The organism is Nocardioides sp. HB32 (genome assembly GCF_054058995.1).
Map to the genome: position 1 here is coordinate 1,044,107 of NZ_JBSSBS010000001.1, position 25,238 is coordinate 1,069,344.

Below are 25,238 nucleotides of genomic sequence, written 5' to 3' on the forward strand. Positions count from 1 at the left end.
GCCGGAACCGCCGCCGAGTGGCGGACCGGCGCCCCCGTCCTGTGCGTCCCCCGGCACGACCGATCCCCCGATGTGGGTCGTGGCGGGACCGTCGCGCCCCGAGAGGCGCGCGACCGTCGACGCGACGCGCATCGTCGCACTGACCGGTCCCTGCCATCGGGGGACAAGAGGACGCTGTCACCAACCTGCCAATCGGGCTACGCTGCGCCCATGCCCCGGCCCGGCTCGACGTCCGTCCTCACCGCGCTGGGGTTCTCGGCGCAGGTGGACCGCACCTACCAGCGGCTACGCAGCCAGTCCGGCCGGGACCTGGAGCGGCTCGCGGCGTCCATGCTGCGCACGCCCGCGGAGCTGCTCGACGAGATCGCGCCGCTGCTGCGCGCGGGGATCGTGCGGCGCGACGGCGACCAGCTGTTCGTGGAGCCCCCGGCCGAGGCGCTGCGGATCCTGGTGGCCGCGCAGGCGGTGCATGCCCAGCGCCTGCGCCGCCAGCTGGAGGGGATCACCGACGCGGTCGGGCTTCTCGCGGCGGAGGAGGGGCCGGCGGTGCCGTCCGAGCACGAGGGCCGCCTGCCGATCGACGGCGAGGTCGTGACCGCGGCGGACCGCGCCGAGATCTACGATCTGGTGCGGTCGCTGGTCCTGGGCAGCAGCGGCGACCTGCTGTGGCTGCGCCCGGACCAGTGGCGTGGACCCCGGGAGGACCGGATGGCCGGGCTCGTCGGCGAGGCGCTCCGCGGGAACGGCCGGGCGTCCCGCGCGATCTATCCGGTGCACGCGGTCGGCGACCCGAAGGTGCTCTCGGCCCGGGCCGCGGTCGGCGAGCAGGTGCGCGTGCTCCCCGAGGTCCCCACCCGGATGCTGGTGATCGGCGACTCGCACGCCGTCCTCCCTGAACCGCTCGGGTACGCCGACATGCCGCTCGCGGTCGTCCGGCAGCGGGGGGTCGTGGAGGCGATGGCGCAGTGGTTCGAGCTGCTCTGGGAGCGCGCCGCCGTACCCGCCGGCGGTGTCGCCGGGCGCCCGGACCGCCGCCGCTTCCTGCTCCAGCAGCTCGCCGCCGGCGAGCGCGACGAGCAGATCGCCCGCAAGCTCGGGATCAGCCTGCGCACGGTGCGCCGCCGGGTCGCCGACCTGATGAGCGAGCTCGGCGCCGACTCCCGCTTCCAGGCGGGCGTCGAGGCGGCCCGGCGCGGCTGGATCTGAGCTGCCCAGATCCGCCTCAGGGCAGCAGCATCGAGTAGGCGGCCGGCTCGACGTGCCAGGTCCGCTGCCGCTCCGGGCCGTAGATCTCGCCGTCCGCGCTGCACCAGAACGGGCCTCCCGAGACCGAGACCGTGCGCCCCCGGCGGTACGACACGTCCTCGCGGTGGTGGTGGGTCGCGAACCCGAGCCGCACGGTGTACAGCACCCGGGCCAGCGGTCCCGTCGACCGCGAGACGAGCACGTCGACCAGGCCGTCCTTCGGGTCGGCGTCCGGCGTCAGCTCGGTGCCGCCGCCGACCGACGAGCCGTTGCCGATGGCGACCATCAGGACCGGGTCGTCCAGATCGGTGACGACCTCGCCGTCGACCTCCACCCGCAGCCGGACCAGCGGCGGGTCGAGCGCGGTGAGCAGCGCACCCAGCGGGTAGCCGAACCTGCCCAGCCGCTCCTTCAGGCCCACGGCCCGCCGGCTCGCCTCGGCGCCGACGCCGACGTGCACGCTGTTGACGACCACCTCGCCGACCTCGTCCACGATCAGGTCCATCGGCCGGGAGCGGCCGCGGAGCACGACGTTCGCGGCCTCCTCGATGTCGAGGGGGATGCCGATGCCGCGGGCGAAGTCGTTCCCGGTGCCCAGGGGCAGCAGCCCGAGCACGGTGTGCTCGAGGTCGCGCCGGCGGTGCAGCGCCGCGATCACCGCGTGCAGGCTGCCGTCGCCACCCGCCACGACGACCGGTCGCGAGCCGGCGCGGTGCAGGACGCCGTCCAGCTCGCCCGGGTTGGAGGTCGCAGCCACCTCCACGGACGTGCGCTCGCGCAGGACGGCCAGCGCAGCGGCCAGGTTCTCCTCGTCCGCGGTGCCGGCCTCGCTGTTGGTGATGACGAGGAGGGGGTCCACGTGGCGGACCCTATCCGAGCGTTCGAACGGTCTGGTCACCCTTTGGTAGCCTCTGGCCGCAAGAGCTCCGGTGCTGTTGTGCCGGAGCTTCTCTCGTTTCGCAGGAGGCAGCACATGCCCGCCATCGCCATCATCGGTGCCCAGTGGGGCGACGAGGGGAAGGGCAAGGCGACCGACCTCCTCGGCTCCCGGGTCGACTACGTCGTGAAGTTCAACGGCGGCAACAACGCCGGCCACACGGTCGTCATCGGCCAGGAGGACGGCAGCAGCGAGAAGTACGCGTTGCACCTGCTGCCGAGCGGCATCCTCACGCCGGGGTGCACCCCGGTGATCGGGAACGGCGTCGTCGTCGACCTCGCCGTGCTGTTCGAGGAGCTCGACGGCCTCGTCGCGCGCGGCGTCGACGTGTCGCGGCTGAGGATCAGCGCGAACGCGCACGTGATCGCCGACTACAACCGCACCCTCGACAAGGTCACCGAGCGGTTCCTCGGCTCGCGCCGGATCGGCACGACCGGGCGCGGCATCGGGCCGACGTACGCCGACAAGATGAACCGGATCGGCATCCGGATCCAGGACATCTTCGACGAGAAGATCCTGCGCCAGAAGGTCGAGGGCGTCCTCGACCTCAAGGGCCAGGTGCTCACCAAGATCTACAACCGCCGGCCCGCGACCGTCGACGAGACCGTCGAGGAGCTCCGGGCGTACGCCGAGCGGCTCGCCCCGATGGTCTGCGACACCGGACTGCTGCTCAACCAGGCGCTCGACCGCGACGAGATCGTGCTGCTCGAGGCCGGGCAGGCCACGCTGCTGGACGTCGACCACGGCACCTACCCGTTCGTGACCTCGTCGTCGGCGACCTCGGGCGGCGCCTGCACCGGCTCCGGCATCCCGCCGACCCGGCTGGACCAGGTGATCGGCATCGTCAAGGCGTACACGACGCGCGTCGGCGAGGGCCCGTTCCCGACCGAGCTGAACGACGACGCCGGTGAGCACCTGCGCAAGGTCGGCGCCGAGTACGGCACCACCACCGGCCGGCCGCGCCGCTGCGGCTGGTACGACGCGGTCATCGCCCGGTACGCCGCCCGCGTCAACGGCGTCACCGACTTCGTGCTCACCAAGCTCGACGTGCTGACCGGCCTCGAGAAGGTCCCGGTGTGCGTGGCCTACGACGTCGACGGCACCCGCCACGACGAGATGCCGGTCAACCAGTCCGACTTCCACCACGCCGTACCGATCTACGAGTACCTCGACGGCTGGTGGGAGGACCTCTCCGCCGCGCGCACGTTCGAGGACCTGCCGGCGAACGCGCGTGCGTACGTCGAGGCCGTCGAGGCGATGTCCGGAGCACGCATCTCGGCCGTCGGCGTCGGGCCGTCGCGCGAAGCGACCGTCGTGAGACACGAGCTCGTCTGACCCACTAGCGTCCGGGACATGCTCGACCCCGTCGTCGCCATCGACCGGTTGCGCGCCGCGTTCCGCGGCCCGGACCGGCACCGCACGCTGCACGCGAAAGGTCGCTTCTACGCCGGCACCTTCACCGCCGCCCCGGAGGCCGCGGCCCTCGGCCGCGCCGGGCACCTGACGGGTGAGCCGGTGCCGGTACTGGTGCGCTGGTCGAACGCCGGCGGCGACGCCGAGGTGCCGGACAAGGCGCCCGACATCCGGGGCATGGCCGTCAAGTTCCGGCTCCCCGACGGCACGGAGACCGACCTGCTCGGCCAGACCGCGCGGCGGTTTCCGACCGACAGCCCGGAAGAGTTCGTCGCGATGACCGAGGCGTCGCGCAAGCCCGTGCTGGTCCCGCTGTTCATGCTCCGGCACCCTCGGATGGCGGGCGCGATGCTGGACGGCCTGCGCAGCAAGGCGGTCGCCTCGCACACGAGCTTCACCCAGCCGACGTACTACCCGATCCACGCGTACGGCTGGCGCGACGCCGACGACCGGCTGAGCTGGGTGCGCTACCGGTTCGTCGCACAGCACGCCGGGCCGCCGAGCGGGACGTACGCCGGTCCCGACCGGCTGTTCGAGGAGATGGCGGCCAGGCTCGCGAGCGGGCCGGTGCGCTTCGACGTACGCCTCCAGGTCGCCGGCGACGGCGACGACCCGCACAGCGCGGTGTCGGTCTGGAAGCACGCCCGCGAGCTGCTCGGCGGGACCATCGAGGTCACCGGGGAGCTGCCGGACCAGGACCCGGTCGTGTTCGACCCGGCCCGCGTCGTCGACGGGATCGAGCTCTCCGACGACCCGATCCTGCGGTATCGCCCCTCGGCCTACTCCGAGTCCATCGACCGCCGCACCTAGGGTTGTCGCACGTGAAGACCCTCCTCATCGGCACCGGCGGCCGCGAGCACGCCCTCGCCCGCGCGCTCGCGCACGACCCCGGCGTCACCGAGGTGCACGCCGCCCCGGGCAACCCGGGCATCGCCGCCGTTGCGACGCTGCACGACGTCGACCCGATGTCGGGCCCGGCCGTCGCCGAGCTCGCGGTGTCCCTCGGCGTCGACCTCGTGGTCGTCGGTCCGGAGGCCCCGCTGGTGGCGGGGGTCGCGGACGCCGTGCGCGACAAGGGGATCGCGGTGTTCGGCCCGTCCGGTGCCGCCGCGCAGCTCGAGGGGTCGAAGGCGTTCGCCAAGGCCGTCATGGAGGCCGCCTCGGTGCCGACGGCCGCAGCTGTCCTCTGTTCCTCGGTCAGCGAGGTCGCCTCGGCCCTGGACCGGTTCGGACCGCCGTACGTCGTGAAGGACGACGGCCTGGCTGCCGGGAAGGGCGTGGTGGTGACGAGCTCCCGCGAGGACGCGCTCGCACACGCCGCCGGCTGTGACCGCGTGGTGGTGGAGGAGTACCTCGACGGCCCCGAGGTCTCGCTGTTCGCGATCACCGACGGCACGACCGTCTACCCGCTGCAGCCGGCCCAGGACTTCAAGCGGATCTTCGACGGCGACGCCGGCCCCAACACCGGGGGGATGGGCGCCTACACCCCGCTCCCGTGGGCGCCCGAGGGCCTGGTCGGCGAGGTGCTGCGCGACGTGCTCCAGCCGACCGTCGACGAGATGGCGCGCCGCGGCACGCCGTTCTCGGGTCTCCTGTACGCCGGCCTCGCGCTGACCTCGCGCGGCACCCGGGTGATCGAGTTCAACGCGCGCTGGGGCGACCCGGAGACCCAGCCGCTGCTGGCCCTCCTCGATGCGCCGCTGTCCCCGCTGCTGATGGGCGCCGCGACGGGCACCCTCGCGGCCGTGCCGGCGCCGGTGTGGAAGGACGGCGCCGCCGTCGCGGTCGTGATGGCCTCGGCCGGCTACCCCGAGTCGGCCTCGCGGGGCGACGTGATCACCGGCACCGACGCCGCCGGGTCGCTCGACCGGGTGCACGTCATCCACGCCGGCACCGCCCTCGACGGTGCCGACCTGGTCACCGCGGGCGGTCGGGTGCTCGCCGTGGTCGCGACCGGTGGGGACGTGCAGGCGGCCCGCGCCTCGGCGTACGACGGTGTCGCCGCGATCTCGTTCCCCGGCGCCCAGCACCGCTCCGACATCGCCGCCCACGTCGAGTCGTGACTCGACGCGCGTGGGAGAATGACGCCCCGTGACCGTCCCCAACGTCCTCGCCACCCGCTACGCGTCTGCCGGGCTCGCGCAGATCTGGTCGCCGGAGCACAAGGTCGTGCTGGAGCGGCAGCTCTGGGTCGCGGTGCTGGAGGCGCAGCGCGACCTCGGCATCGAGGTGCCGGACGGTGTCGTCGAGGCGTACCGGGGCGTCGTCGAGCTCGGGGAGAAGGGGGTCGACCTCGCGTCGATCGCGGCCCGCGAGCGGGTGACCCGGCACGACGTGAAGGCGCGGATCGAGGAGTTCTCGGCGCTCGCCGGTCACGAGCACATCCACAAGGGCATGACCAGCCGCGACCTCACCGAGAACGTCGAGCAGCTCCAGGTGCGGCAGTCGCTCGCGCTGGTCCGCGACCGCGCGGTCGCGACCCTGGCCCGTCTTGCCCGCCTGGCGGCGGAGCACGAAGCCACCGTGATGGCCGGGCGCAGCCACAACGTGGCGGCGCAGGCGACCACGCTCGGCAAGCGATTCGCGACGATCGCCGACGAGATGCTGATCGGCCTGGCCCGCGTCGAGGAACTGCTCGCGCGCTACCCGCTGCGCGGCATCAAGGGCCCGATGGGCACCGCGCAGGACATGCTCGACCTGCTCGACGGGGACACCGCGCGGCTCCAGCAGCTCGAGGAGCGGGTCGCGCACCACCTGGGCTTCGAGCACGTGCTGACCAGCGTCGGCCAGGTCTACCCGCGCAGCCTCGACTTCGACGTGGTCTCCGCGCTCGTGCAGCTGGTGGCGGGCCCCTCGAACCTGGCGACCACGATCCGGCTGATGGCCGGCAACGAGCTGGTAACCGAGGGCTTCCAGGAGGGCCAGGTCGGCTCGTCGGCCATGCCGCACAAGATGAACAGTCGCTCCTGCGAGCGGGTCAACGGGTTGGCGGTCGTGCTCCGCGGCCACCTCTCGATGGTCAGCGAGCTCACCGGCGACCAGTGGAACGAGGGCGACGTCTCGGACTCCGTCGTACGCCGGGTCGCCCTGCCGGACGCGTTCTTCGCGGCGGACGGCCTGTTCGAGACGTTCCTGACCGTGCTCGACGAGTTCGGCGCGTTCCCGGCCGTGATCCAGCGCGAGCTGGACCGCTACCTGCCGTTCCTGGCGACCACCAAGGTGCTGATGGCCGCGGTCCGCAACGGCGTCGGCCGCGAGGCCGCGCACGAGGCGATCAAGGAGGCCGCGGTCGGCACCGCCCTCGACATGCGCAAGGGCCAGGCCGAGAACGACGTCTTCGCGCGGCTGGCCGCCGACGAGCGCCTCGGCCTCACCGCCGACCAGCTCACGACGCTGGTCGCGGAGCCGATCACCTTCACCGGTGCGGCGGTCGACCAGGTCGAGGCCGTCGTACGCCGGGTCGCCGAGGTCACGGCGCGGCATCCTGCGGCTGCGGCGTACTCGCCGGGCGCGATCCTCTAGCCGCGGCGACCGCGGCCGCGAGCGCGGCCGCCAGCAGCACCAGCCCGGTGCCGAGAGCGGCCCGCAGCGCCGCGCCGCCGTCGACCGCTGAGAGCGTCAGCTGGTAGACGGTCATCGACAGCGCGGCTCCGATGGAGGAGCCGATCCGCTGGCCGGTCTGGAGGGCGCCGCCGGCCGCTCCGCCCATGCGGGGCGGCACGTCCTCCAGGGACAGGGTCATGTTCGGCGACACCACACCTCCGCCGCCGAGACCGGCCAGGAACGTCACCGGCACCGCGACCAGCCACAGCCGGTCGGTCACGACCGCCGGCACGAGCACCGCCACCAGCACGACGCCCGCCATCATCACCGAGATCGCGGCCACGGTGACCCGGCGGTGGAGGTCCGACACCACGCGTCCGGACAGGGGCGCGGTGATCGCGGACCCGACGGCGAACGGGCACAGGAGCAGACCCGCCTGCAGCGCCGACAGCCCGAGCTCGTCCTGGTAGTAGACCGACAGCACGAGGAAGAAGCCGGTGAACCCGGTGAAGTACAGGGTCCCGACGGCGACGCCGCTCGCGTACCCGGGAGTACGCCGCAGCAGGCCGACGTCGAGCAGGGGTGCGCCGCCCCGGCGTACCAGCCCGGCCTCCCGGCGCACGAACAGCCAGCCGAAGACCGGCACGGCGAGCAGCAGCACCAGCGGCAGCAGGTGGCCGCCCTCGGCGTTCACGGTCGGCAGCAGGATGCACAGCACCGTGATGCCGAGCAGGGCCGCGCCGGCCAGGTCGAGCCGGGCTCCGGTCTCGCGCTGGTCGCGGGGACGCTGCGGCACCATCCGCCAGACCGCGACCATCGCGACCAGCCCGATCGGCACATTGACCAGGAAGATGTAGCGCCACCCGTGCTCCTCGCCGAACACCGCGATGATCAGCCCGCCGAGCACCGGTCCGGTGGCCGACGAGATCGACACCACGAGCCCGAACATCCCGAACGCGCGCGCCCGCTCCCGGCCCCGGAACAGCTCCTGGATGATCCCGGAGTTCTGCGGGGTCAGCAGGCCGGCGCTCGCGCCCTGCACGAGCCGGCCGACGACCACCCAGATCGCCGTCGGGGCGAGGCCGACGCCGGCGCTGGCCGCGAGGAACCCGGCCAGCCCGATGAGCATCATCGTGCGCCGGCCGTACGCGTCACCGAGGCGGCCGCCGGTCACCAGGGTCAGGCCGAAGGCGAGCGCGTAGCCGGACACCACCCACTGCACGGTCGCGGCGGACGTACCCAGCCCCGACTGGATCGACGGGATCGCGACGTTGACGATCGTGACGTCGAGCAGGGCCATGAACCCGATGACGAGGGAGACGGCGAGGATCCGCCAGCGCTCCGGGTGCGCCCCCTCGTCGTCCACCCGGTCAGGGTTCCCGCGGCAGGATGGCGGCATGCGGACTGCCCTGGACCTCACCGTGACCGGCCGCGTGCAGGGCGTCTCGTTCCGGATGTACGCCGAGCGCGAGGCCGCCCGGCTCGGGGTCGCCGGCTGGGTGCGCAACGAGCCCGACGGCTCGGTCGCGATCCACGTCGAGGGCGGCGAGGGGGCCGTCGAGGACTTCGTCCGCTGGGCGGGCGACGGCCCGAGCCTCGCGCACGTCGACCACGTCGAGGCGCGGCCGGCGTCCGACACCGGGGCGACGGAGTTCCGGACCCGGTACTAGGCGCGGGCGGTGCCGCCCCAGTTCGCGAGCTTGGTCGCGACGGTGTGCAGGTCCGCGCGCCAGACGTCCCGGGGCACCGGCGGCAGGATCTCGTCCCACTCCACGGCGTAGGACCCCTTGATCTGGTCGAACCCCTGCGGACGGGCGAAGAACCAGACGTGGGAGTGCGAGGAGCCGTCGCCCCAGCGGTTGACGTGCACGCGGCCGATGCCCGGCATCGCCTCCACGATCCGGACCAGCCGGTTCGCGATCCGGCCGAGCTCCGCGGCGTGCTCGTCGTCGAAGTCCCCGACGTCGTAGTGCTCCCGGGTCCACAGCACCAGCACCAGCGGGAGGCCGCTCGGCTCCGGCTCCGACGTCAGCACCCAGTGCTCGTCCTCCCAGACGATCCGCTCCGGCGAGAACCCGTCGCAGGCCCAGCAGGGCTTCCCGCCCGGCTCGCCCTCCCGGGGCTGCTCGGTCCCCGGTGCGCGCAGCTGCTTCGGGACCACGCCGCCGCCGGCGCTCTCCCACGGGTAGATGTCCCAGCTGCTCATCGCGGGGACGGGCAGTCGCCCGTCCGCTGCGGCGGCCAGGACCCGGGCGTAGACCTCGTCAGCTGACTCCGGCATGGGCCTCACTGTGCCAAACGCCGGGGCGCGCCCTCACCGGCACCCCCGGCATCGGCCGGACCTCCTCCGGCCGCCGGTCCCATAGTCGACTCGAAGAGTCGACTATGCTGGTCGCATGTCCGTGGAGACGCTGCCCCCCGTCCCGTCGTACGACGAGGGCGTCCGGGTCGTGGTGCCGGCGCCGGACGCCGGCCCGGGCAACTGGGCCGGCGCCGCGAGCGCGGTCCTCGTCGACGGCACCTTCTGGCTGACCTACCGGGTCCGGCGACCGCTCACCGAGGGTCGGGGCGTGTCGGTGGTGGTGGCGCGCTCGGCCGACGGCGTCACGCTCGAGCCGGTCGCGGAGGTGCATCGCGAGGCCTTGGGGTGCGAGTCCTTCGAGCGCCCGGTGCTGGTCGCGCTGCCGGACGGCCGCTGGCGCCTCTACCTGTCCTGCGCGACACCGGACTCCAAGCACTGGTGGGTCGACAGCCTCACGGCCGCGTCGCCCGACGGGCTGCCGTCCGGCGAGCGCCAGGTGGTGCTGCCGGGCGACGACGCGCTGGCCGTGAAGGACCCGGTCGTCGAGCAGACGCCCGGCGGCTGGCAGATGTGGCTGTGCTGCCACCCGCTCACCGAGGCCGGCCAGGAGGACCGGATGGCCACGCGCCTGCTCACCAGCGCCGACGGGCTGGCGTGGGACGACCAGGGCGAGGTGCTCGCCGGCCGCCCGGGCAGGTGGGACGCCCGCGGTGCCCGGGTGACCGCGGTCGTCGCGCAGCAGCCGCTGACCGTCCTGTACGACGGCCGGCCCGATGCCGCGTCGAACTGGCACGAGACCACGGGCGTCGCCCGGTGGGACGGCATCCGGCTGGTCGCCGACGACGAGGACCCGGTGGCCTCGCCGTTCTCCGACGGCGCGTGGCGCTACGCGTCGGCCGTACCGCTGCCCGACGGGCGCACCCGCTTCTACGTCGAGGCGGCCCGTCCGGACGGCGCGCACGACCTGGTGACGCTGGTACGCTAGGCGCCCTTGCGCCGCTCGTCGAACGAGCCGCGGCTCTCGGTCGACAGCCAGTCCGAGAAGTCCTCGCCGGTCAGCTCCGAGAGCAGTGCGACGTCGTCGGCGAACGCCGGGAGCAGTCGCGCCCGCTGCTCCTCGCTCAGGCGCGGGCGCGGACCGGCTCCCGGGCCGGTCAACCGGCGCACGAACGGCTCGCTCGCGCGTCGCCACACCTCGGGTCGCACGAACTGGCCCGCCCAGGCGCCCGCTCGCACCGCCGGGCCCAGGACCCGCGGCCGCCAGCCCGGCTCGACGAACGACCGGGCGTTGTCGCGCGGGATCGTCGCGACCATCCCGGGCGTGATGCCGAGGAACCGGCACGCCCGGTCCACCGCGGCCGGCGGGTCGTCGACGATGTCGCGGTACCGCATCACCAGCACCCGATCGGGATCGACGTACCGGACCAGGTGGTCGAGCTGCTCGCCGTACCGTCCGAGCTCGCGATAGCGCCAGAAGGGCGCCCAGCCGGCGCGCACGCGCTCGTCCTCCAGGGCGAACGCCGTGTCGAAGTCCGCCACCTGCTCAAGGCCGTCGGACCACAGGTGCATCCAGTTCGAGTACGCGCGGTCGATCGGGTCGCGCACGACGGCGATCAGGCGTACGTCGGGCAGCGCCTCGGCGATCCGCCGGTGCGCGCCGCGGCTCCAGAGGTAGAACGGCGTGCTCTCGCCGCGCGCCCGTCCGGGTCGGGCCGGCGCGAAGAGCGCGGCGTACTCGTCCGCCCGCCACACCCACTCCCGCTGCGAGTGGGCGTCGCCCGGCCCGCGCCAGGCCGGGGGAGGGGCGCCGTCGCAGAGCCAGAACTTCGGCTCCTTCGGCGTCGTCACGAACACCTCGGGGTGCTGGGACAGTGCGGCGTGCAGCGCCGTGGTTCCCGCCTTGGGGGCGCCGACGATCAGGAAGTCGGGATGCACGGAACTACAGTAACCCGATAGGAATACATCAAACAGCGGTCCTTCTAGAGTGATCCCGTGCTCAACATCCCGCCCGCGCCGACCGTCGAGGGCGCGACCCACCTGCACAGCGGCAAGGTGCGCGACCTCTACGAGCTGCCGGACGGCGACCTGCTGATGGTCGCCAGCGACCGGATCTCGATCTTCGACTTCGTCCTCGAGACGACGATCCCGGACAAGGGCGAGATCCTGACCCGGATGTCGTTGTGGTGGTTCGACCAGCTCGCGGGCCTGGCGCCCAACCACGTGGTCTCGACCGACGTGCCCGCGTCCGTGCGTGGCCGCGCCGTGCGCTGCGAGCGGCTCGAGATGTACCCGGTCGAGTGCGTGGCCCGCGGCTACCTCACCGGCTCCGGCCTGCTCGACTACCGCGCGACCGGGGAGGTCTGCGGCATCCCGCTGCCGGCGGGCCTGGAGGACGGCAGCCGGCTCGCCGGGCCCGTCTTCACCCCCGCCACCAAGGCCGATCTCGGAGACCACGACGAGAACGTGTCGTACGACGCCGTGGTCCGGACGATCGGCGCCGACCGGGCGGCGGAGCTGCGCGACCTGACACTCGCGGTCTACGGCCGGGCCGAGCAGATCGCCCGCGAGCGCGGCATCATCCTGGCCGACACCAAGCTCGAGTTCGGCGCCCGGGCGGACGGGACGACCGTGATCGCCGACGAGGTGCTCACGCCCGACTCGTCCCGCTTCTGGCCGGCCGACGAGTGGCGGCCGGGACGGTCGCAGCCGTCGTACGACAAGCAGATCGTGCGGAACTGGGCGCTCTCGCCGGAGTCCGGGTGGGACCGCTCCTCCGGCGAGCCCCCGCCGCCGTTGCCCGACGCGGTCGTCGAGCAGACCCGGTCGCGCTACCTGGAGGCGTACGAGCTCCTGACGGGAGAGCGTTGGTAGTCGTCGCGTTCCCGGTGCCGCGCGAGGTCGCCTTCGACTACCTCGTCGACCCGCGCAACCGGGCCGAGTGGCAGTCGTCGCTGGCCCGCGTCGCGGACGTCGACGGCGAGCCGCGGGTCGGGCAGACCTGGGTGGACGTGACCCGTCCCGGTCTCCGCCCGCTGATGGAGACGACCGAGCTCGACCGGCCCCGCCGGTGGACCGAGCGCGGCACCTGGCACGGCATCAGCGCGGCGCTGACGCTCGACTTCGCGGAGACGGCGACCGGTTGTGAGGTCACGGCGACGGTGGACACCGTCCTCCCCCTCCGGCTGCTCGCGCCGTACGCCGTCCGTGCCGACCTGCGCCGGGCCGCGAGCGTGATCTCGCAGTAGGTTGCACGCATGACGACGTACAACCTGGCGTCCCTGCTCGAGGACAGCGCCGCGCAGTACCCCGACCGCACCGCGATCGTCCTCGGGGACACGCGCATGTCGTACGCCGAGGTGGACTCGTTCGCCAGCACGGTCGCGAACCTGCTCGTCGCCCGTGGCATCCAGCCCGGCGACAAGGTCGCGCTGACCTGCCCGAACCTGCCGTACTTCACGGTGGTCTACTTCGGCATCCTGAAGGCCGGCGCCACCGTCGTACCGCTCAACGTGCTACTCAAGGGCCGGGAGGTGGGCTACCACCTGAACGACTCGGACGCCAAGGCCTACTTCTGCTTCGAGGGCACCCCGGACCTGCCGATGGCGCAGGAGGGCTACGCCGGCTTCCAGCAGGCCGACGACTGCCGCTACTTCTTCACGATCACCGCCGACCTAGGTGCGCCGTCGCCGATCGCGGGCACCGAGACAGTGGCCCAGGCCCTCGCGGTGCAGTCCGGTGAGTTCGAGACCGTCGGCACCGACGAGGACGACACCGCGGTGATCCTCTACACCTCCGGGACGACCGGTCAGCCCAAGGGCGCCGAGCTGCGGCACCGCAACATGCGCGACAACGCGCTGTCCGGCGAAGCGCTGTTCGGCGCGAACCCCGACCACCCGGACACCTATCTCTGCGTGCTGCCGCTGTTCCACTCGTTCGGCCAGTCCGTCTGCCAGAACGGCGCCTTCGCGTACGGCGGCACGGTCGTCATGCTGCCGCGCTTCGAGGCGCACGCCGCCCTCCAGCTGATGCTGAAGGAGCAGATCTCGTTCTTCGCCGGAGTTCCCACCATGTACTGGGGTCTGCTCGGTGCGCTCGCCGACGACCCGGACCTCGACGTCTCGGCGCTCGCGCAGAACCTCCGCGTCGCGGTCGCCGGCGGCTCGGCGCTGCCGGTCGAGGTGCACAAGGACTTCCAGCGGAAGTTCGGCGTCACGATCCTGGAGGGCTACGGCCTCTCCGAGACCTCGCCGGTGGCGTCGTTCTCCAAGTACGGCGAGCCGGTGCGGGTCGGCTCGGTCGGCGCGCCGATCCCGGGCGTCGAGATGAAGCTCATCGACCCGGAGTGGAACGAGGTGACCGGCGCGGACGCGATCGGCGAGATCGCGATCAAGGGCCACAACATCATGAAGGGCTACTACGGCCGGCCCGACGCCACCGACGAGGCGATCCGCGACGGCTGGTTCCGCTCCGGCGACCTGGGCCGCCGCGACGAGGACGGCTGGTACTACATCGTCGACCGGTCCAAGGACATGATCATCCGCGGCGGCTACAACGTGTACCCGCGCGAGATCGAGGAGGTCCTGATGACCCACGAGGCCGTCTCGCTGGCCGCGGTCATCGGCGTACCACACGAGAGCCACGGCGAGGAGATCAAGGCGGTCGTGATCCTGAACGGCGGCGCCGCGATCACCGAGGACGAGCTGGTGGCGTGGGGCAAGGAGCAGATGGCGAGCTACAAGTACCCGCGCCTCGTGGAGTTCGTCGAGGCGCTGCCGATGACCTCCACCGGCAAGATCCTCAAGCGCGAGCTCAGCTGACCCGGTAGCGCGCGTGCGTCGCGAGCGGTGAGTGCTCGACCTCGAGCTGCTCGAGCGCGGGCCGCACGCTGCCGTCGAAGATCCGCTCGCCGTCGCCGAGCACCACGGGGACGATGTCGAGGGTGAGCTCGTCGAGCTCGCCCGCGGCGATCACCTGTCGCACCGCCGACGCACCGCCGGCGACGTCCACGTCGCCGTCACCGGCCTCGCGGGCCAGCCGCAGCGCCTCCACGATGCCACCGGTGACGAAGTGGAACCTCGTGCCGCCCTGCATCTCGATGGGCGCGTGCTCGTGGTGGGTCAGCACGAACACCGGCGCGTGGTACGGCGGCTCGTCGCCCCACCAGCCGCGCCACTCCGAGTCCCAGGTGTCCCAGCCGCCGCGGACCGGGCCGAACATGTTGCGCCCCATCACGTACGCGCCGCGCTCGCGCAGCAGCCGGTCGGTCCAGCGCTGGTCGACCTCGTGCAGGTCGGACCCGATGTGCCACGTGTGCAGCGCCATCCCGCCCCGGCCCAGCGGGTCGTCGTACGTCTGCCCGGGGCCGGCGACGAAGCCGTCGAGGGACACCGACATGTGGGCGGTGGTGTGGGTCATGGGTGCTCCGACCGGGGCGTCACTGGAACGGGTTGGGAAGCGCGCCGGGCAGCTTGGCGAGCAGCTCGCGGGCGTCGGCGGCGACCTTGTGCTCGACGAGGACCTCGTAGCGGGTGGCGACGACCTGCGTCACCGACGAGAAGTCGCGCTGGCCGCGGGTGAGGGCGTAGCCGAGCAGCGCCCAGGTCACGCCGAACACGGCGCCGAGCAGCATCGTCGACACGAGCATCGCGAGGATGCTGTCGTCGACGAAGAAGGAGAAGATCAGCCCGACGAAGAGTCCGAGCCAGAGGCCGGACAGCACGCCGCCGAGGGCGACCCGGGCGGTGGTCAGGCGCCCGGTGATCCGCTCGACCCGCTTGAGGTCGGTGCCGACGATCATCAGGTGCTGGACCGGGAACTTGTTGTCGCTGAGGAAGTCGACGGTCTTCTGCGCGGCCGCGTAGTCGTCGTACACGGCCAGCGACTGGGGGTACTCCAGACGGAGCGGGTTGGCGCCGGGCAGTCCGGTGGGCATGCTCATGCGGACAGTCTGCCGCAGTCTTCTAGACTGGGCGCGTGCCCCGAGTCGTCGTCGACGTGATGCCCAAGCCCGAGATCCTCGACCCCCAGGGCAAGGCCGTCCACGGTGCGCTGCCCCGGCTGGGGTTCTCCGGGGTCACCGACGTCCGTCAGGGCAAGCGGTTCGAGCTCGCCTTCGACGGCGAGGTGACCGACGACGTGCTGGCCGAGGTCGAGAAGATGGCCGAGACGCTGCTCTCGAACCCGGTCATCGAGAACTTCACGGTCCGCGTGGAGGAGGGGGCGTGAAGGTCGGGGTCGTCACCTTCCCCGGCTCGCTGGACGACGTCGACGCGCAGCGCGCGGTCCGCGTCGGCGGCCACGAGGCCGTCGCCCTCTGGCACGGCGACCACGAGCTGCAGGGCGTCGACGCCGTCGTGCTGCCGGGCGGCTTCTCGTACGGCGACTACCTACGCTGCGGCGCGATCTCGCGCTTCTCCCCGGTGATGACCGAGGTCATCGACGCCGCCGGGAGGGGGATGCCGGTGCTCGGCATCTGCAACGGGTTCCAGATCCTCTGCGAGTCCCACCTGCTGCCCGGGGCGCTGATCCGCAACGACCACCGCAAGTTCGTCTGCCGCGACCAGTCGCTGCGGATCGAGAACAACCGCACGCCGTGGACCGCGGCGTACGCCGAGGGTGACGTCGTCGCCATCGTGCTCAAGAACGGCGAGGGCGGGTTCGTCGCGGACGCCGAGACCCTCGACCGGCTCGAGGGGGAGGGGCGCGTCGTCGCCCGCTACCTCGGCGACAACCCGAACGGCTCGCTGCGCGAGATCGCCGGCATCACCAACGACCGCGGCAACGTGGTCGGCCTGATGCCGCACCCCGAGCACGCGGTCGAGTCGCTGACGGGCGCCGGCACCGACGGGCTCGGCTTCTTCACCAGCCTCGCCGAGTCCGTCTTCTCGTGAGCCCGCTCGAGGACCCCGGGAGCCTCTTCCGCCGCGTCGCCGTCGCCGAGGCGGTCACCTGGGCGCTGCTGCTCACCGGCATGGTGCTCAAGTACACCGACGTCACCGACATCGGCGTCCGGGTCTTCGGGATGCTGCACGGGATCGTGTTCGTGGCGTACTGCCTCACGACCCTCCTCTTGGCCGTCGACCAGCGCTGGTCGCGCGGCCGGCTGCTGCTCGGCCTGGCCGCCTCGGTCCCGCCGTTCTGCACGGTCGTCTTCGAGAGGTACGCCGAGCGGCGCTCCGCCCTCGGGTCCTCGTGGCGGCTGCGCGGCTCGGCTCCCTCGGGCCGCGTCGAGGCCCTCGTCGCGTGGCTGGTCCGCAACCCGGTCCGCGGCGCGATCGCCGGCCTCGTCGCGGTACTGGCCCTCACCGGGCTCGCCCTCCTGGTCGGCCCGCCGGCCGGGTAGTCCCTGCCCAGGATGTCGTCGAACGACCGGTTCTACGACATTTTCGCCAGGGACTACCCCCGCCGACCGGCCGCCAGCGCCTTCCAGGTGGGCGCGGCGACGACACCGTTCGGGTCGAGGCCGACCCGGTCCTGGTACGCCGCGAGCGCGGTCGTGGTCTGGCTGTCGAAGACGCCGGTGGCCCGGATCGGGACCGAGCGGTCCGTGACGGCGTTGAGTGCCCGCTGCACCCGGCGCACCGCCGGGCTGGCAGACCCGAACTTGATCACCGGGCGGTCGCCGGCGACCAGCAGCGACATCCAGTTCCGCCGGTTCCAGGTCGTGGAGACCGGGAAGCCCTTCTTGGTCTGCCAGGCCTGGACGGCGGCCTGGGTGCGGGCGTTGTAGATCCCGTTGACCCTGCCGTCGTAGAGCCCCTGCTCGTGCAGCAGGCACTGCACGACCTGCACCTTCGCGGCCGGCGGCGTGTTGTTGCCGGTGCCCGGCTGGAGCACGGGGTAGACGCCGTAGGCGATCTTCACGCCGCCGCAGTGGTTCTCCGGTACGGCGACCGACCCGGTGCCGACGTCGAGGAAGTTGCGGTCGATGTTGATCGTGACGCCTCCCCACGTCTCGTCGTGGCCGCCCTGGTACTGCTTGATCCGGGCGTGCGGGCGCCAGCCGTCGGAGCGCAGGTACTGCGCCTCGGTGTCGGTGTTCGCGCGACCGTCCCAGCGGGCCACCCAGATCTGGTCCGGCAGCGCGACGTCGGGGCGCTTGTTGTACCGGGCGTCGTCGAGCATCTTGATGCCCGAGCCGGCGCTGGAGTAGACGCCGGAGACGTACCCGAGCTGGCGGATCTGCCAGGACCAGCCGCTGAGGAACGCCAGCGCCGACTCGCGGCACCGGGTGTTGCGCAGGTCGAAGCCCTCGAGGTCGTACCAGAGGGTGCTGCCCGCGACGATGCCGAGGTCCTGGGCCGTCCCGACGCTCCTGGCCGCCTCGGCGCTGCCCTGCTTGCGGGCCTTGCCGTACCGGCCGTCGGCACCGGGCCTGGGGATGATCGTCGGGTCGTCGCCGTACCGGGGGAATCGCGGCTGGCAGGACGCCTGTGGCCCGAGGGTGATCGGCAGGATCCGCCATCCCTTGCGGAGCTGCGCGCTCACCCAGCCCGGTGTCAGGTTCGGCTGGTCACGGCACGCGCGCGAGGCGCCGCTCATGTAGACGCCGACCGCCCAGAACGGCGAGCTCTGCAGCCAGCGGTCCATCTGCGCCTGGTCGGGGGTGTGGCACTGGTCGAAGCCGTAGCCGGTGAGGCTGCCCGGCGTCACGACGTTCGCCCGGCGGGCGGTCTTCGCGGCCGGTACGGCGTCACCGTCCGGTGTCGAGAGCGCCACGAGCGTGGCGGCGGCGAGCGCGCCGCCGGTGAGCAGGGCACAGGTGCGGCGCAGCAGGGTGCGAGCCGGGCGAGACATACGGAACTCCAAGGGTGCGGGGAAGCTCGGCCACCATAACCTCAACAGTCACACCAGTAACAGGGATCGCCGACAACGACGGGCTCGAAGTTCGCGCAAGGTTTCCTCAAGTCGGCGCCGACCGCCCCCGATGAGCTCACATTGGTGAGAGGAGGATCCGCATCTGCGGGGGGAGAGACGATCATGAGTGACGACAGCTGGAGCGTCGAGCCGTTCCTCGGCCTGGTGCCGCACTTCCACGCCGACCCGGTGGAGGGAGTGCCGCTGGTGAGCACCGACGGCCACTGGTGGTGGGACGGCTACGCATGGACGCCGGCCCCCGCTCTCGCAGGGGCCGGCTGAGTCCACGCCGGTGGTCAGGCCGCCTCGGCGGCCACCGCCTCGACGAGGTCCTCGTCGGACTCGACCACGCCGACCTTGGCCTGCCGGGGCGCCGGTCGCAGCACGAAGGTCGCGACCAGCAGGCCCGCGGCGGCGAATGCCGCCGAGGTGAGGAAGGCCGCGCTCAGGCCGGGCACGAACTCGCCCGGGACCGCGCCGGCGGCGTACACCGACACGATGGCCGCGACGCCGACCGCGCTGCCGAGCTGCTGCGTGGTCTGCAGCAGGCCGGACGCGGAGCCGGCGTGCTCCGGCTCGACACCGCCGAGCACGATCGCCGTGATCGGCATGAACACGAGTCCGGTCGCGAGACCGGCGATGGTCATCGGGCCGAACACCGAGCCGAAGTAGGTGTCGGTCGTGCCGAGCATGCTGAGCCAGGCGTAGCCGACGACCAGTGCGCCCGAGCCGACGAGGATCATCGTGCGCGGGCCGAGCGTGCCGATCAGGCGCGGCGTGACCCGCGACATCGCGAAGATGCCCAGGCTGAACGGCAGGAACGCGACGCCCGAGGCCATCGGGCCGAAGCCGAGCACCCGCTGCACGTACTGCACGACCAGGAAGAACATCGACAGGTTCGCGCCGATCATCAGGGCCATCACCGCGAGCGCGGCGACCCGGTTCCGGTTGCGCACCAGGTGCGGCTGGATCAGCGGGTGCGGGTGACGCACCTCGGTGCGGGCCAGGACCGCGAGCAGGACCAGGCCGAGCGCGAAGCCGCCGATGGTGCGGGCGGAGAGCCAGCCGTGCTCCGGCGTACCGATCAGCGCCCAGACGATGGACACCGCGCCGAGGGTGGCGGTCAGCGCGCCGACCGCGTCGAACTTCCCGGGGCGGCGCCGGGTCTCGGTGACGAACCGCGGCGCCAGCAGAAGTACGGCGATGCCGATCGGGACGTTGATGAACAGCGTCCAGCGCCACGAGCCGACGTCGGTCAGCGCGCCGCCGAGCAGCAGGCCGATCGAGGCGCCACCGGAGGACACGGCACCGAAGAGCGCGAGCGCGCGGTTGCGTGCCGCCTCGTCGGGAGCGCTCGTGGTCAGCAGTGCGAGGACGCTGGGTGCGGCCATCGCGGCGCCGACGCCCTGGGCGGCCCGGGCGGCGACCAGCTGGCCGGGCGTCTGGGCGAGCCCACCGAGCGCCGAGGCGATGACGAACACGGTGAGGCCGATCTCGAAGAGCCGGAGCCGGCCGCGGACGTCGCCCAGCCGACCGCCGAGGAGCAGGAGGCCGCCGAAGGCAAGGGTGTAGGCGTTGAGGACCCAGGAGAGCGAGGCGGGTCCGAAGGAGAGGTCCGCGCCGATGCGCGGGAGGGCCACGTTCACGACGGTGGCGTCGAGCACGAGCATGAGCTGGGCGACCAGGACGATCGCGATGCCGGCGGCCACGCGGCCGGCGTTCGGCGGCAGGTCGGTCGGCAGCTCCCGGGCACGGGAGGTGACGTTCAGGGACATGTGATGAGGTCCTGTTCTGGCCGGGTGGGCCGAGGTACAGTAGATCCGGAGGATGACTCCGCTTCCTGAAGAACAATACGGAGAGTGTCTCCGTTTAGCAACCCCTGAGGTGAGATTTCGTGCGTGCCGATGCCAGGCGCAACTACGACCGCATCGTCGAGGTCGCGCGCGAGGTGTTCCGCGAGCAGGGGTACGACGCCTCCCTCGACGAGGTCGCGAAGCGGGCCGGAGTCGGCCCCGGCACCCTCTACCGGCACTTCCCCAAGCGGGAGAACCTCCTCGACGCGATCATGCAGTCGTGGGTCGACAAGGTCACCGAGACCACCGACAAGGCGCTCGCCTACGAGGGCTCGGACCGCGACCTGCTGATCCACTGGTTCGAGGACTACGTGGGCCTGATCAGCCAGCACAAGGGCGGCCCGGCCAAGCTGACGTCCGCCATGGGCGACCCGGTCTCGCCCATCCGGACCAAGTGCCAGGTGCTCTCCGAGTCCAACGGCCGCGTCCTCGATGAGCTCCGTGCGCACGGGGCGCTGCGCGACGGCGTCGACGTCATCCAGGTCACCCGCCTGGTCGGCGGAGTGGCCACGATCGCCGACAACAGCGATCTGGACCCCGCCGCCGTACGCCCGATGCTCGAGGTCGTCGCGGACGGGCTCCTGAAGTAGCCGGAGCAGGTCGGCCCCGACTGGACTAGTTTGAGGTGCCCGACGGTCGGGCTCTCGGACCGATCCCTCGGGTCAGAGGAGCGCCGCGTCGTGGGTCTGTTCAAGAAGGCGAAGGGCGCCCTGGGTGGCGTCGACCAGCACCTGATCGAGACCGGCGTGCTCGCGCGCGGCAACGTGAAGGACGTCGACACGACGTCGATGAGCACCGGCCGAGCCGAGCAGGGCCTCGGCGCGCGGATCGTCTGCAAGGTCACGGTGGAGGTCGTGCCGCTGGACGGCTCCGACTCCTACACCGCGATCTGCACCCACCCGGTCCCCCAGGTCTACCTGCCGAAGCTCATGGAGCGCGGCGCCGCGGTCGCGGTGCGCGTCGACCCCGACGACCCGCAGGACATCGCGCTGGACCTCGAGCACGAGGTGCCGCCGGCGCCGATCCTGCTGCAGAGCGACGACGGGACCAGCGGCGTCGTCACGACCAACAAGGGGACGTACACCTACGAGGAGATCATCCGCGACGGCCGGCCGTGCACGGTCGAGGTGTCGGCGGTGTTCCCGCTCGGCCAGCTCACGCAGGCCGGGCTGCCCGCGTCCGGCCTGATCCTCCAGGTGCATCGGGACGGCGCCGCGCCGTACCAGGCCCAGGTCGGCCTGCACGTCCCCGACGAGCTCGCGAGCGTCGTCGTGCCCGGCGCACAGCTGCCCGGGAAGTGGCTGCCGGGGCCCGGGCTGCCGACCGACGTGAACCTGGTGACCATCGACTTCCCGGCCCTGGGTGGATGACCCTGCGGGCCGCGGTGACGCGGCCGGTAGATTGCTGCCGTGCTCGACACCGTCGCCGTCGCCGCCCAGGACCCCGAGCGAGACCAGCCGTGGGCCGACCTCGGCCTCAAGTCCGAGGAGTACGCCGAGATCCGCGAGATCCTCGGGCGCCGGCCGACCAGCTCGGAGCTGGCGATGTACTCGGTCATGTGGAGCGAGCACTGCTCGTACAAGAGCTCGAAGGTCCACCTCAAGCAGTTCTCCGAGCTGAGCCAGGAGACGCCGGCCGGCAAGATGCTGGCCGGCATCGGTGAGAACGCCGGGGTCCTCGATGTCGGGCAGGGCTACGCGGTGACGTTCAAGGTGGAGAGCCACAACCACCCGTCGTACGTCGAGCCGTACCAGGGCGCCGCGACCGGCGTCGGCGGGATCGTCCGCGACATCCTCGCGATGGGTGCCCGCCCGGTCGCCGTGATGGACCCCCTGCGGTTCGGCCCGCTGGATGCCGACGACACCCGCCGGGTGCTGCCCGGGATCGTCGCGGGCGTCGGCGGCTACGGCAACTGCCTGGGCCTGCCGAACATCGGCGGCGAGGCGGTCTTCGACGAGACCTACCTCGGCAACCCGCTCGTGAACGCGCTGTGCGTCGGGGTGCTGCGCCACGAGGACCTGCACCTCGCCAAGGCGAGCGGCGTCGGCAACCAGGTGATCCTGTACGGCGCCCGCACCGGCGGTGACGGCATCGGCGGCGTCTCGGTGCTGGCCTCCGAGACGTTCGACGCCGACGGCCCGGCCAAGCGCCCCAGCGTCCAGGTCGGCGACCCCTTCATGGAGAAGCTGCTCATCGAGTGCACGCTGGAGATCTTCGCCGCCGGCCTGGTCGCCGGCATCCAGGACCTCGGCGGCGCCGGGCTCTCCTGTGCCACCTCCGAGCTCGCCTCGGCCGGCGACGGCGGCATGCACGTCGAGCTCGACCGGGTGCCACTGCGCGACTCCACGCTCGCTCCTGAGGAGATCCTGATGAGCGAGTCGCAGGAGCGGATGATGGCGGTCGTCGAGCCCGGCGACGTCGGCGCCTTCATGGCGATCTGCGCGAAGTGGGATGTCGAGGCGGTCGTCGTCGGCGAGGTCACCGACACCGGCCGGCTGCACATCGACTGGCACGGGGAGCGGGTCGTCGACGTGCCGCCGCGGTCGGTCGCGCACGACGGCCCGACGTACCACCGCCCGTTCGCCCGCCCGGACTGGCAGGACGACCTGCAGGCCGACGCCGCCGAGTCGCTGCCGCGGCCCGCGTCCGGCGACGACCTGCGCAAGACGCTGCTCACCCTCGTGGCGAGCCCGAACCTCTGCGACAAGTCCTGGATCACCGACCAGTACGACCGCTACGTCCGGGGGAACACCGTGCTCGCCCAGCCGAGCGACAGCGGCATGATCCGCGTGGACGAGGAGACGAACCTCGGCGTCGCGGTGTCGACCGACTGCAACGGCCGGTACGCCTTGCTCGACCCGTACGCCGGCGCCCAGCTCGCGCTGGTCGAGTCCTACCGCAACGTCGCGACCGGCGGTGCCACCCCGCTCGCCATCTCGGACTGCCTCAACTTCGGCTCGCCAGAGGACCCGGCGGTGATGTGGCAGTTCGCGGAGGCCTGCCGCGGGCTCAAGGACGCGTGCTCGGTGCTCGGCATCCCGGTCACCGGTGGCAACGTCTCGCTGTACAACCAGACCGGCGAGACCGCGATCCTGCCGACCCCGGTCGTGGCGGTGCTCGGCGTGATCGAGGACGTCACCCGGCGTACGCCGTCGGCGTGGTCGGCGGCGGGCGAGCGGGTGTTCCTCCTCGGCGAGACCCGGGAGGAGCTGTCCGGGTCCGAGTGGGCCCACGTCGTGCACGGCCACCTCGGCGGGCTGCCGCCGCGCGTCGACCTGGAGGGCGAGGCCACCCTGGCCCGGCTCCTCCACGACGGCGTCGGCCTGCTCACCTCCGCCCACGACCTCTCCGACGGCGGTCTCGGCCAGGCCCTGGTCGAGTGCGCGCTGCGCCACGACGTCGGCGCCTCTGTCTCGATGGACGGCGACGCGTTCGTCGGGCTGTTCAGCGAGTCCACCGGCCGGGTGCTGGTGACCGTGCCCGACGGCGAGGCGGAGCGGCTGGTCGAGCTGGCGGCCCGGCACGGCGTTCCGATCATCCCGCTGGGCGTGACCGGTGGTGACGTCCTCGCCGTCGACGGCCAGTTCGAGGTGCCCCTCGCCGAGCTGCGCGACACCTGGACGGCCACGCTGCCGGCCGCGCTGGGCTGACCGATCCGGATCGCCCGTGAGCACTGGACGCCACAGCTACGGTGACGACCCGGCGCAGTACGCCGAGCTGACCCTGCCCGACGGCGAGCCGCGCGGTGTCGCGGTGCTGGTGCACGGCGGCTTCTGGAAGCCCGAGTACGGCATCGAGTACGCCCGGCCGCTGGCCCCGAGCCTGGTCGGGCGAGGGTGGGCGACCTGGGCGATCGAGTACCGCCGCGGGACCGGGGCCGCGAACACGCTCGCCGACGTACGGGCGGCGATCGACGCGCTGCCGGTCGGCGCCGGTGTCGTCGTCGGCATCGGCCACTCCGCGGGCGGCCACCTCGCGACGTGGGCGGCGGCGGGCGGCGGGCTCACGCACGTGGTCAGCCAGGCGGGGGTGCTCGACCTGCGGGCGGCGTACGACGAGGGGCTCGGCGGCGGCGCGGTCGAGCGGTTCCTCGGCCGACCGCCCGGCCCGGCCGACGCGGGTGTCGACCCGGTCCGGATGGTGCCGCTGGGCGTGCCGGTCTGGTGCGTCCACGGCCGGGACGACGACACGGTGCCGGTCAGCCAGTCGCGGTCGTACGTCGAGGCCGCCCGCGCGGCCGGCGGTGCCGCCGAGCTGGTCGAGGTCGAGGGCGACCACTTCGTGGTGGTCGACCCCGACTCCGACGCGTGGGCCCGGACGCTGGCGCACCTGGCCGGGCTTAGCGGGGGGTGAGGGCGATCGTGGTCATGGCGAGCTCCCGGGTGAGTGGGTTGCCTTCAGCTGGTCCACGAGCGCGCTACGCCCGGTGCGACAGCCTCTCCGCCAGTCTTTCCGCGGCGACCTGCACCAGGTCCGGGTCGCTCGCCGCCGCCTGCTCCGGTGCGCGGCCGAGCGTCAGCGCGGCCGGCTGGGTCAGCCAGGCCCACGCCCGCCACGGGTCCATCCCGGCGGTGAGCAGCGGCCCGATCACCGGGGCGAGCTCCGCGCGCAGCTCGCCGTCCGGGCCGAGCTGGAACGCCGGCACGACGGCCCGCTCCTCGACCGGCACCACCAGCAGCCGGTGCTCGGCGGCCGCCTTGTGCACCGCGAACCGCGTGGCGTCCGCCGACGTCCCGCGCATCGCGCCCAGCGACTCGTAGGTGTGCCACGAGGTGGCGAGCAGCTGGGTGCGCAGCCGCGCCTGGCGGCGGAGCACGACCAGCCCGACGGGTACGGCGTGCTCGGGCTCCTCACCCACGCTGCGCAGCTCGCGCTCGAGCTCCTCGAGCCGGTCCGGCTCGGTCCACGCGGCCCGCCCCCCGGCGTCCCGGGTGAAGGTCGGCAGTCCCGCCTCCGCGAGCTGCTCCGCCAACCCCAGCTCCTCCAGCCAGGTGGCCAGCTCCTCGCCGTCGCTCTGGGTCACCGGAGCACGGTAGTCCCTGCCCACCATGTCCTCGACGGGGCCCGATCACGACATTTTCGGCAGGGA

At 72.6% G+C, this 25,238-nt stretch carries 27 protein-coding genes; 18 read left to right on the forward strand and 9 right to left on the reverse strand.

Annotated features, from left to right (window positions below; translation table 11 throughout):
* Nucleotides 1–210 precede the first annotated feature (210 nt).
* Nucleotides 211–1,206, forward strand: a complete 996-nt coding sequence (locus tag ACVW2K_RS05285) for a LuxR C-terminal-related transcriptional regulator (RefSeq protein WP_457201796.1) — start codon at nt 211–213, stop codon at nt 1,204–1,206.
* A 16-nt stretch (nt 1,207–1,222) separates the two neighbouring features.
* Here ACVW2K_RS05285 and ACVW2K_RS05290 read toward each other — a convergent pair whose 3' ends face one another.
* Nucleotides 1,223–2,104, reverse strand: coding sequence for a diacylglycerol/lipid kinase family protein (locus tag ACVW2K_RS05290; RefSeq protein ID WP_028636656.1), 882 nt, complete (start codon nt 2,102–2,104; stop codon nt 1,223–1,225).
* A 114-nt stretch (nt 2,105–2,218) separates the two neighbouring features.
* On the opposite strand from ACVW2K_RS05290, the gene ACVW2K_RS05295 reads away from it, so the two are divergent.
* From ACVW2K_RS05295 to purB, 4 genes are read left to right on the forward strand one after another with little or no spacing between them, the layout of a single operon-like run.
* Nucleotides 2,219–3,517: an adenylosuccinate synthase gene (locus tag ACVW2K_RS05295; protein WP_028636655.1), complete on the forward strand. Its 1,299-nt coding sequence runs from the start codon at nt 2,219–2,221 to the stop codon at nt 3,515–3,517.
* A gap of 18 nt (nt 3,518–3,535) precedes the next feature.
* On the forward strand, nt 3,536–4,405 hold the full coding sequence (locus ACVW2K_RS05300) for a catalase (RefSeq protein WP_457201797.1): 870 nt from the start codon (nt 3,536–3,538) through the stop codon (nt 4,403–4,405).
* 11 nt (nt 4,406–4,416) lie between these two features.
* On the forward strand, nt 4,417–5,658 hold the full coding sequence (gene purD, locus ACVW2K_RS05305; RefSeq protein ID WP_457201798.1) for a phosphoribosylamine--glycine ligase: 1,242 nt from the start codon (nt 4,417–4,419) through the stop codon (nt 5,656–5,658).
* A gap of 28 nt (nt 5,659–5,686) precedes the next feature.
* Nucleotides 5,687–7,117 (forward strand): adenylosuccinate lyase, encoded by a 1,431-nt coding sequence (purB, locus tag ACVW2K_RS05310; RefSeq protein ID WP_457201799.1) that lies wholly within the window; start codon nt 5,687–5,689, stop codon nt 7,115–7,117.
* On the opposite strand, the gene ACVW2K_RS05315 is transcribed toward purB, so the two are convergent.
* Nucleotides 7,065–8,504: an MFS transporter gene (locus ACVW2K_RS05315; RefSeq protein WP_457201800.1), complete on the reverse strand. Its 1,440-nt coding sequence runs from the start codon at nt 8,502–8,504 to the stop codon at nt 7,065–7,067. The two genes, purB and ACVW2K_RS05315, sit on opposite strands and share 53 nt — an antisense overlap.
* Before the next feature lie 31 nt (nt 8,505–8,535).
* Here ACVW2K_RS05315 and ACVW2K_RS05320 point away from each other — a divergent pair, with 31 nt between their 5' ends.
* Nucleotides 8,536–8,808 carry an acylphosphatase gene (locus tag ACVW2K_RS05320; RefSeq protein ID WP_457201801.1) on the forward strand — a complete coding sequence of 91 codons (273 nt, stop codon included), beginning with the start codon at nt 8,536–8,538 and terminating at the stop codon, nt 8,806–8,808.
* Here ACVW2K_RS05320 and ACVW2K_RS05325 read toward each other — a convergent pair.
* Nucleotides 8,805–9,419, reverse strand: coding sequence for a hypothetical protein (locus ACVW2K_RS05325; RefSeq protein ID WP_457201802.1), 615 nt, complete (start codon nt 9,417–9,419; stop codon nt 8,805–8,807). The two genes, ACVW2K_RS05320 and ACVW2K_RS05325, sit on opposite strands and share 4 nt — an antisense overlap.
* A gap of 115 nt (nt 9,420–9,534) precedes the next feature.
* Here ACVW2K_RS05325 and ACVW2K_RS05330 point away from each other — a divergent pair, with 115 nt between their 5' ends.
* Nucleotides 9,535–10,425 (forward strand): hypothetical protein, encoded by an 891-nt coding sequence (locus ACVW2K_RS05330; RefSeq protein WP_457201803.1) that lies wholly within the window; start codon nt 9,535–9,537, stop codon nt 10,423–10,425.
* Here the strand turns inward: ACVW2K_RS05330 and ACVW2K_RS05335 are convergent.
* A complete protein-coding gene (locus ACVW2K_RS05335; RefSeq protein ID WP_036569601.1) occupies nt 10,422–11,375 on the reverse strand; it encodes a sulfotransferase family protein in 954 nt (317 codons plus the stop codon). The two genes, ACVW2K_RS05330 and ACVW2K_RS05335, sit on opposite strands and share 4 nt — an antisense overlap.
* A 57-nt stretch (nt 11,376–11,432) precedes the next feature.
* Here ACVW2K_RS05335 and ACVW2K_RS05340 point away from each other — a divergent pair, with 57 nt between their 5' ends.
* From ACVW2K_RS05340 to ACVW2K_RS05350, 3 genes are read left to right on the forward strand one after another with little or no spacing between them, the layout of a single operon-like run.
* A complete protein-coding gene (locus ACVW2K_RS05340; protein WP_028636647.1) occupies nt 11,433–12,311 on the forward strand; it encodes a phosphoribosylaminoimidazolesuccinocarboxamide synthase in 879 nt (292 codons plus the stop codon).
* On the forward strand, nt 12,305–12,685 hold the full coding sequence (locus ACVW2K_RS05345; RefSeq protein ID WP_028636646.1) for an SRPBCC family protein: 381 nt from the start codon (nt 12,305–12,307) through the stop codon (nt 12,683–12,685). The genes ACVW2K_RS05340 and ACVW2K_RS05345 overlap by 7 nt, the downstream gene beginning before the upstream one ends.
* A gap of 9 nt (nt 12,686–12,694) precedes the next feature.
* Entirely contained in the window at nt 12,695–14,257 is a 1,563-nt protein-coding gene (locus ACVW2K_RS05350) for a long-chain-fatty-acid--CoA ligase (protein ID WP_457201804.1), read from the forward strand.
* On the opposite strand, the gene ACVW2K_RS05355 is transcribed toward ACVW2K_RS05350, so the two are convergent.
* Complete coding sequence (locus ACVW2K_RS05355) at nt 14,250–14,855, reverse strand: dihydrofolate reductase family protein (RefSeq protein WP_457201805.1); 606 nt, start codon at nt 14,853–14,855, stop codon at nt 14,250–14,252. The genes ACVW2K_RS05350 and ACVW2K_RS05355 overlap by 8 nt on opposite strands.
* 19 nt (nt 14,856–14,874) lie before the next feature.
* On the reverse strand, nt 14,875–15,378 hold the full coding sequence (locus ACVW2K_RS05360) for a general stress protein (protein WP_036569599.1): 504 nt from the start codon (nt 15,376–15,378) through the stop codon (nt 14,875–14,877).
* A 35-nt stretch (nt 15,379–15,413) separates the two neighbouring features.
* Between ACVW2K_RS05360 and purS the strand changes: the two genes are divergently transcribed.
* From purS to ACVW2K_RS05375, 3 genes are read left to right on the forward strand one after another with little or no spacing between them, the layout of a single operon-like run.
* Nucleotides 15,414–15,665: a phosphoribosylformylglycinamidine synthase subunit PurS gene (gene purS, locus ACVW2K_RS05365; protein ID WP_028636642.1), complete on the forward strand. Its 252-nt coding sequence runs from the start codon at nt 15,414–15,416 to the stop codon at nt 15,663–15,665.
* Complete coding sequence (purQ, locus tag ACVW2K_RS05370; protein ID WP_457201806.1) at nt 15,662–16,330, forward strand: phosphoribosylformylglycinamidine synthase subunit PurQ; 669 nt, start codon at nt 15,662–15,664, stop codon at nt 16,328–16,330. The genes purS and purQ overlap by 4 nt, the downstream gene beginning before the upstream one ends.
* Nucleotides 16,327–16,782: a DUF3817 domain-containing protein gene (locus tag ACVW2K_RS05375; protein WP_457201807.1), complete on the forward strand. Its 456-nt coding sequence runs from the start codon at nt 16,327–16,329 to the stop codon at nt 16,780–16,782. The genes purQ and ACVW2K_RS05375 overlap by 4 nt, the downstream gene beginning before the upstream one ends.
* 53 nt (nt 16,783–16,835) lie before the next feature.
* On the opposite strand, the gene ACVW2K_RS05380 is transcribed toward ACVW2K_RS05375, so the two are convergent.
* Nucleotides 16,836–18,236 carry a glycoside hydrolase domain-containing protein gene (locus ACVW2K_RS05380; protein ID WP_457201808.1) on the reverse strand — a complete coding sequence of 467 codons (1,401 nt, stop codon included), beginning with the start codon at nt 18,234–18,236 and terminating at the stop codon, nt 16,836–16,838.
* 183 nt (nt 18,237–18,419) lie between these two features.
* Here ACVW2K_RS05380 and ACVW2K_RS05385 point away from each other — a divergent pair, with 183 nt between their 5' ends.
* Nucleotides 18,420–18,578: a hypothetical protein gene (locus ACVW2K_RS05385; RefSeq protein ID WP_155991985.1), complete on the forward strand. Its 159-nt coding sequence runs from the start codon at nt 18,420–18,422 to the stop codon at nt 18,576–18,578.
* A gap of 14 nt (nt 18,579–18,592) precedes the next feature.
* Here ACVW2K_RS05385 and ACVW2K_RS05390 read toward each other — a convergent pair whose 3' ends face one another.
* Nucleotides 18,593–20,071: an MFS transporter gene (locus tag ACVW2K_RS05390; RefSeq protein WP_457201809.1), complete on the reverse strand. Its 1,479-nt coding sequence runs from the start codon at nt 20,069–20,071 to the stop codon at nt 18,593–18,595.
* A 119-nt stretch (nt 20,072–20,190) separates the two neighbouring features.
* On the opposite strand from ACVW2K_RS05390, the gene ACVW2K_RS05395 reads away from it, so the two are divergent.
* The 4 genes from ACVW2K_RS05395 to ACVW2K_RS05410 all read left to right on the forward strand — a co-directional run bounded on the left by ACVW2K_RS05395 (nt 20,191) and on the right by ACVW2K_RS05410 (nt 24,502).
* Nucleotides 20,191–20,739 (forward strand): TetR/AcrR family transcriptional regulator, encoded by a 549-nt coding sequence (locus ACVW2K_RS05395; protein ID WP_457201810.1) that lies wholly within the window; start codon nt 20,191–20,193, stop codon nt 20,737–20,739.
* Nucleotides 20,740–20,829: 90 nt separating this feature from the next.
* Entirely contained in the window at nt 20,830–21,519 is a 690-nt protein-coding gene (locus ACVW2K_RS05400; RefSeq protein ID WP_457201811.1) for a hypothetical protein, read from the forward strand.
* A gap of 39 nt (nt 21,520–21,558) precedes the next feature.
* A complete protein-coding gene (gene purL / locus ACVW2K_RS05405; RefSeq protein WP_457201812.1) occupies nt 21,559–23,799 on the forward strand; it encodes a phosphoribosylformylglycinamidine synthase subunit PurL in 2,241 nt (746 codons plus the stop codon).
* 16 nt (nt 23,800–23,815) lie between these two features.
* Entirely contained in the window at nt 23,816–24,502 is a 687-nt protein-coding gene (locus ACVW2K_RS05410; RefSeq protein WP_457201813.1) for an alpha/beta hydrolase family protein, read from the forward strand.
* A gap of 64 nt (nt 24,503–24,566) precedes the next feature.
* On the opposite strand, the gene ACVW2K_RS05415 is transcribed toward ACVW2K_RS05410, so the two are convergent.
* Entirely contained in the window at nt 24,567–25,172 is a 606-nt protein-coding gene (locus ACVW2K_RS05415; protein WP_457201814.1) for a hypothetical protein, read from the reverse strand.
* Nucleotides 25,173–25,238: the final 66 nt, after the last annotated feature.

Coding starts and splice junctions, on each gene's coding strand:
- ACVW2K_RS05285 (WP_457201796.1), top strand. CDS start 211: ATGCCCCGGCCCGGCTCGACGTCCGTCCTCACCGCGCTGGGGTTCTCG.
- ACVW2K_RS05295 (WP_028636655.1), top strand. CDS start 2,219: ATGCCCGCCATCGCCATCATCGGTGCCCAGTGGGGCGACGAGGGGAAG.
- ACVW2K_RS05300 (WP_457201797.1), top strand. CDS start 3,536: ATGCTCGACCCCGTCGTCGCCATCGACCGGTTGCGCGCCGCGTTCCGC.
- ACVW2K_RS05320 (WP_457201801.1), top strand. CDS start 8,536: ATGCGGACTGCCCTGGACCTCACCGTGACCGGCCGCGTGCAGGGCGTC.
- ACVW2K_RS05325 (WP_457201802.1), bottom strand. CDS start 9,419: ATGCCGGAGTCAGCTGACGAGGTCTACGCCCGGGTCCTGGCCGCCGCA.
- ACVW2K_RS05330 (WP_457201803.1), top strand. CDS start 9,535: ATGTCCGTGGAGACGCTGCCCCCCGTCCCGTCGTACGACGAGGGCGTC.
- ACVW2K_RS05350 (WP_457201804.1), top strand. CDS start 12,695: ATGACGACGTACAACCTGGCGTCCCTGCTCGAGGACAGCGCCGCGCAG.
- ACVW2K_RS05355 (WP_457201805.1), bottom strand. CDS start 14,855: ATGACCCACACCACCGCCCACATGTCGGTGTCCCTCGACGGCTTCGTC.
- ACVW2K_RS05360 (WP_036569599.1), bottom strand. CDS start 15,378: ATGAGCATGCCCACCGGACTGCCCGGCGCCAACCCGCTCCGTCTGGAG.
- ACVW2K_RS05380 (WP_457201808.1), bottom strand. CDS start 18,236: ATGTCTCGCCCGGCTCGCACCCTGCTGCGCCGCACCTGTGCCCTGCTC.
- ACVW2K_RS05385 (WP_155991985.1), top strand. CDS start 18,420: ATGAGTGACGACAGCTGGAGCGTCGAGCCGTTCCTCGGCCTGGTGCCG.
- ACVW2K_RS05390 (WP_457201809.1), bottom strand. CDS start 20,071: ATGTCCCTGAACGTCACCTCCCGTGCCCGGGAGCTGCCGACCGACCTG.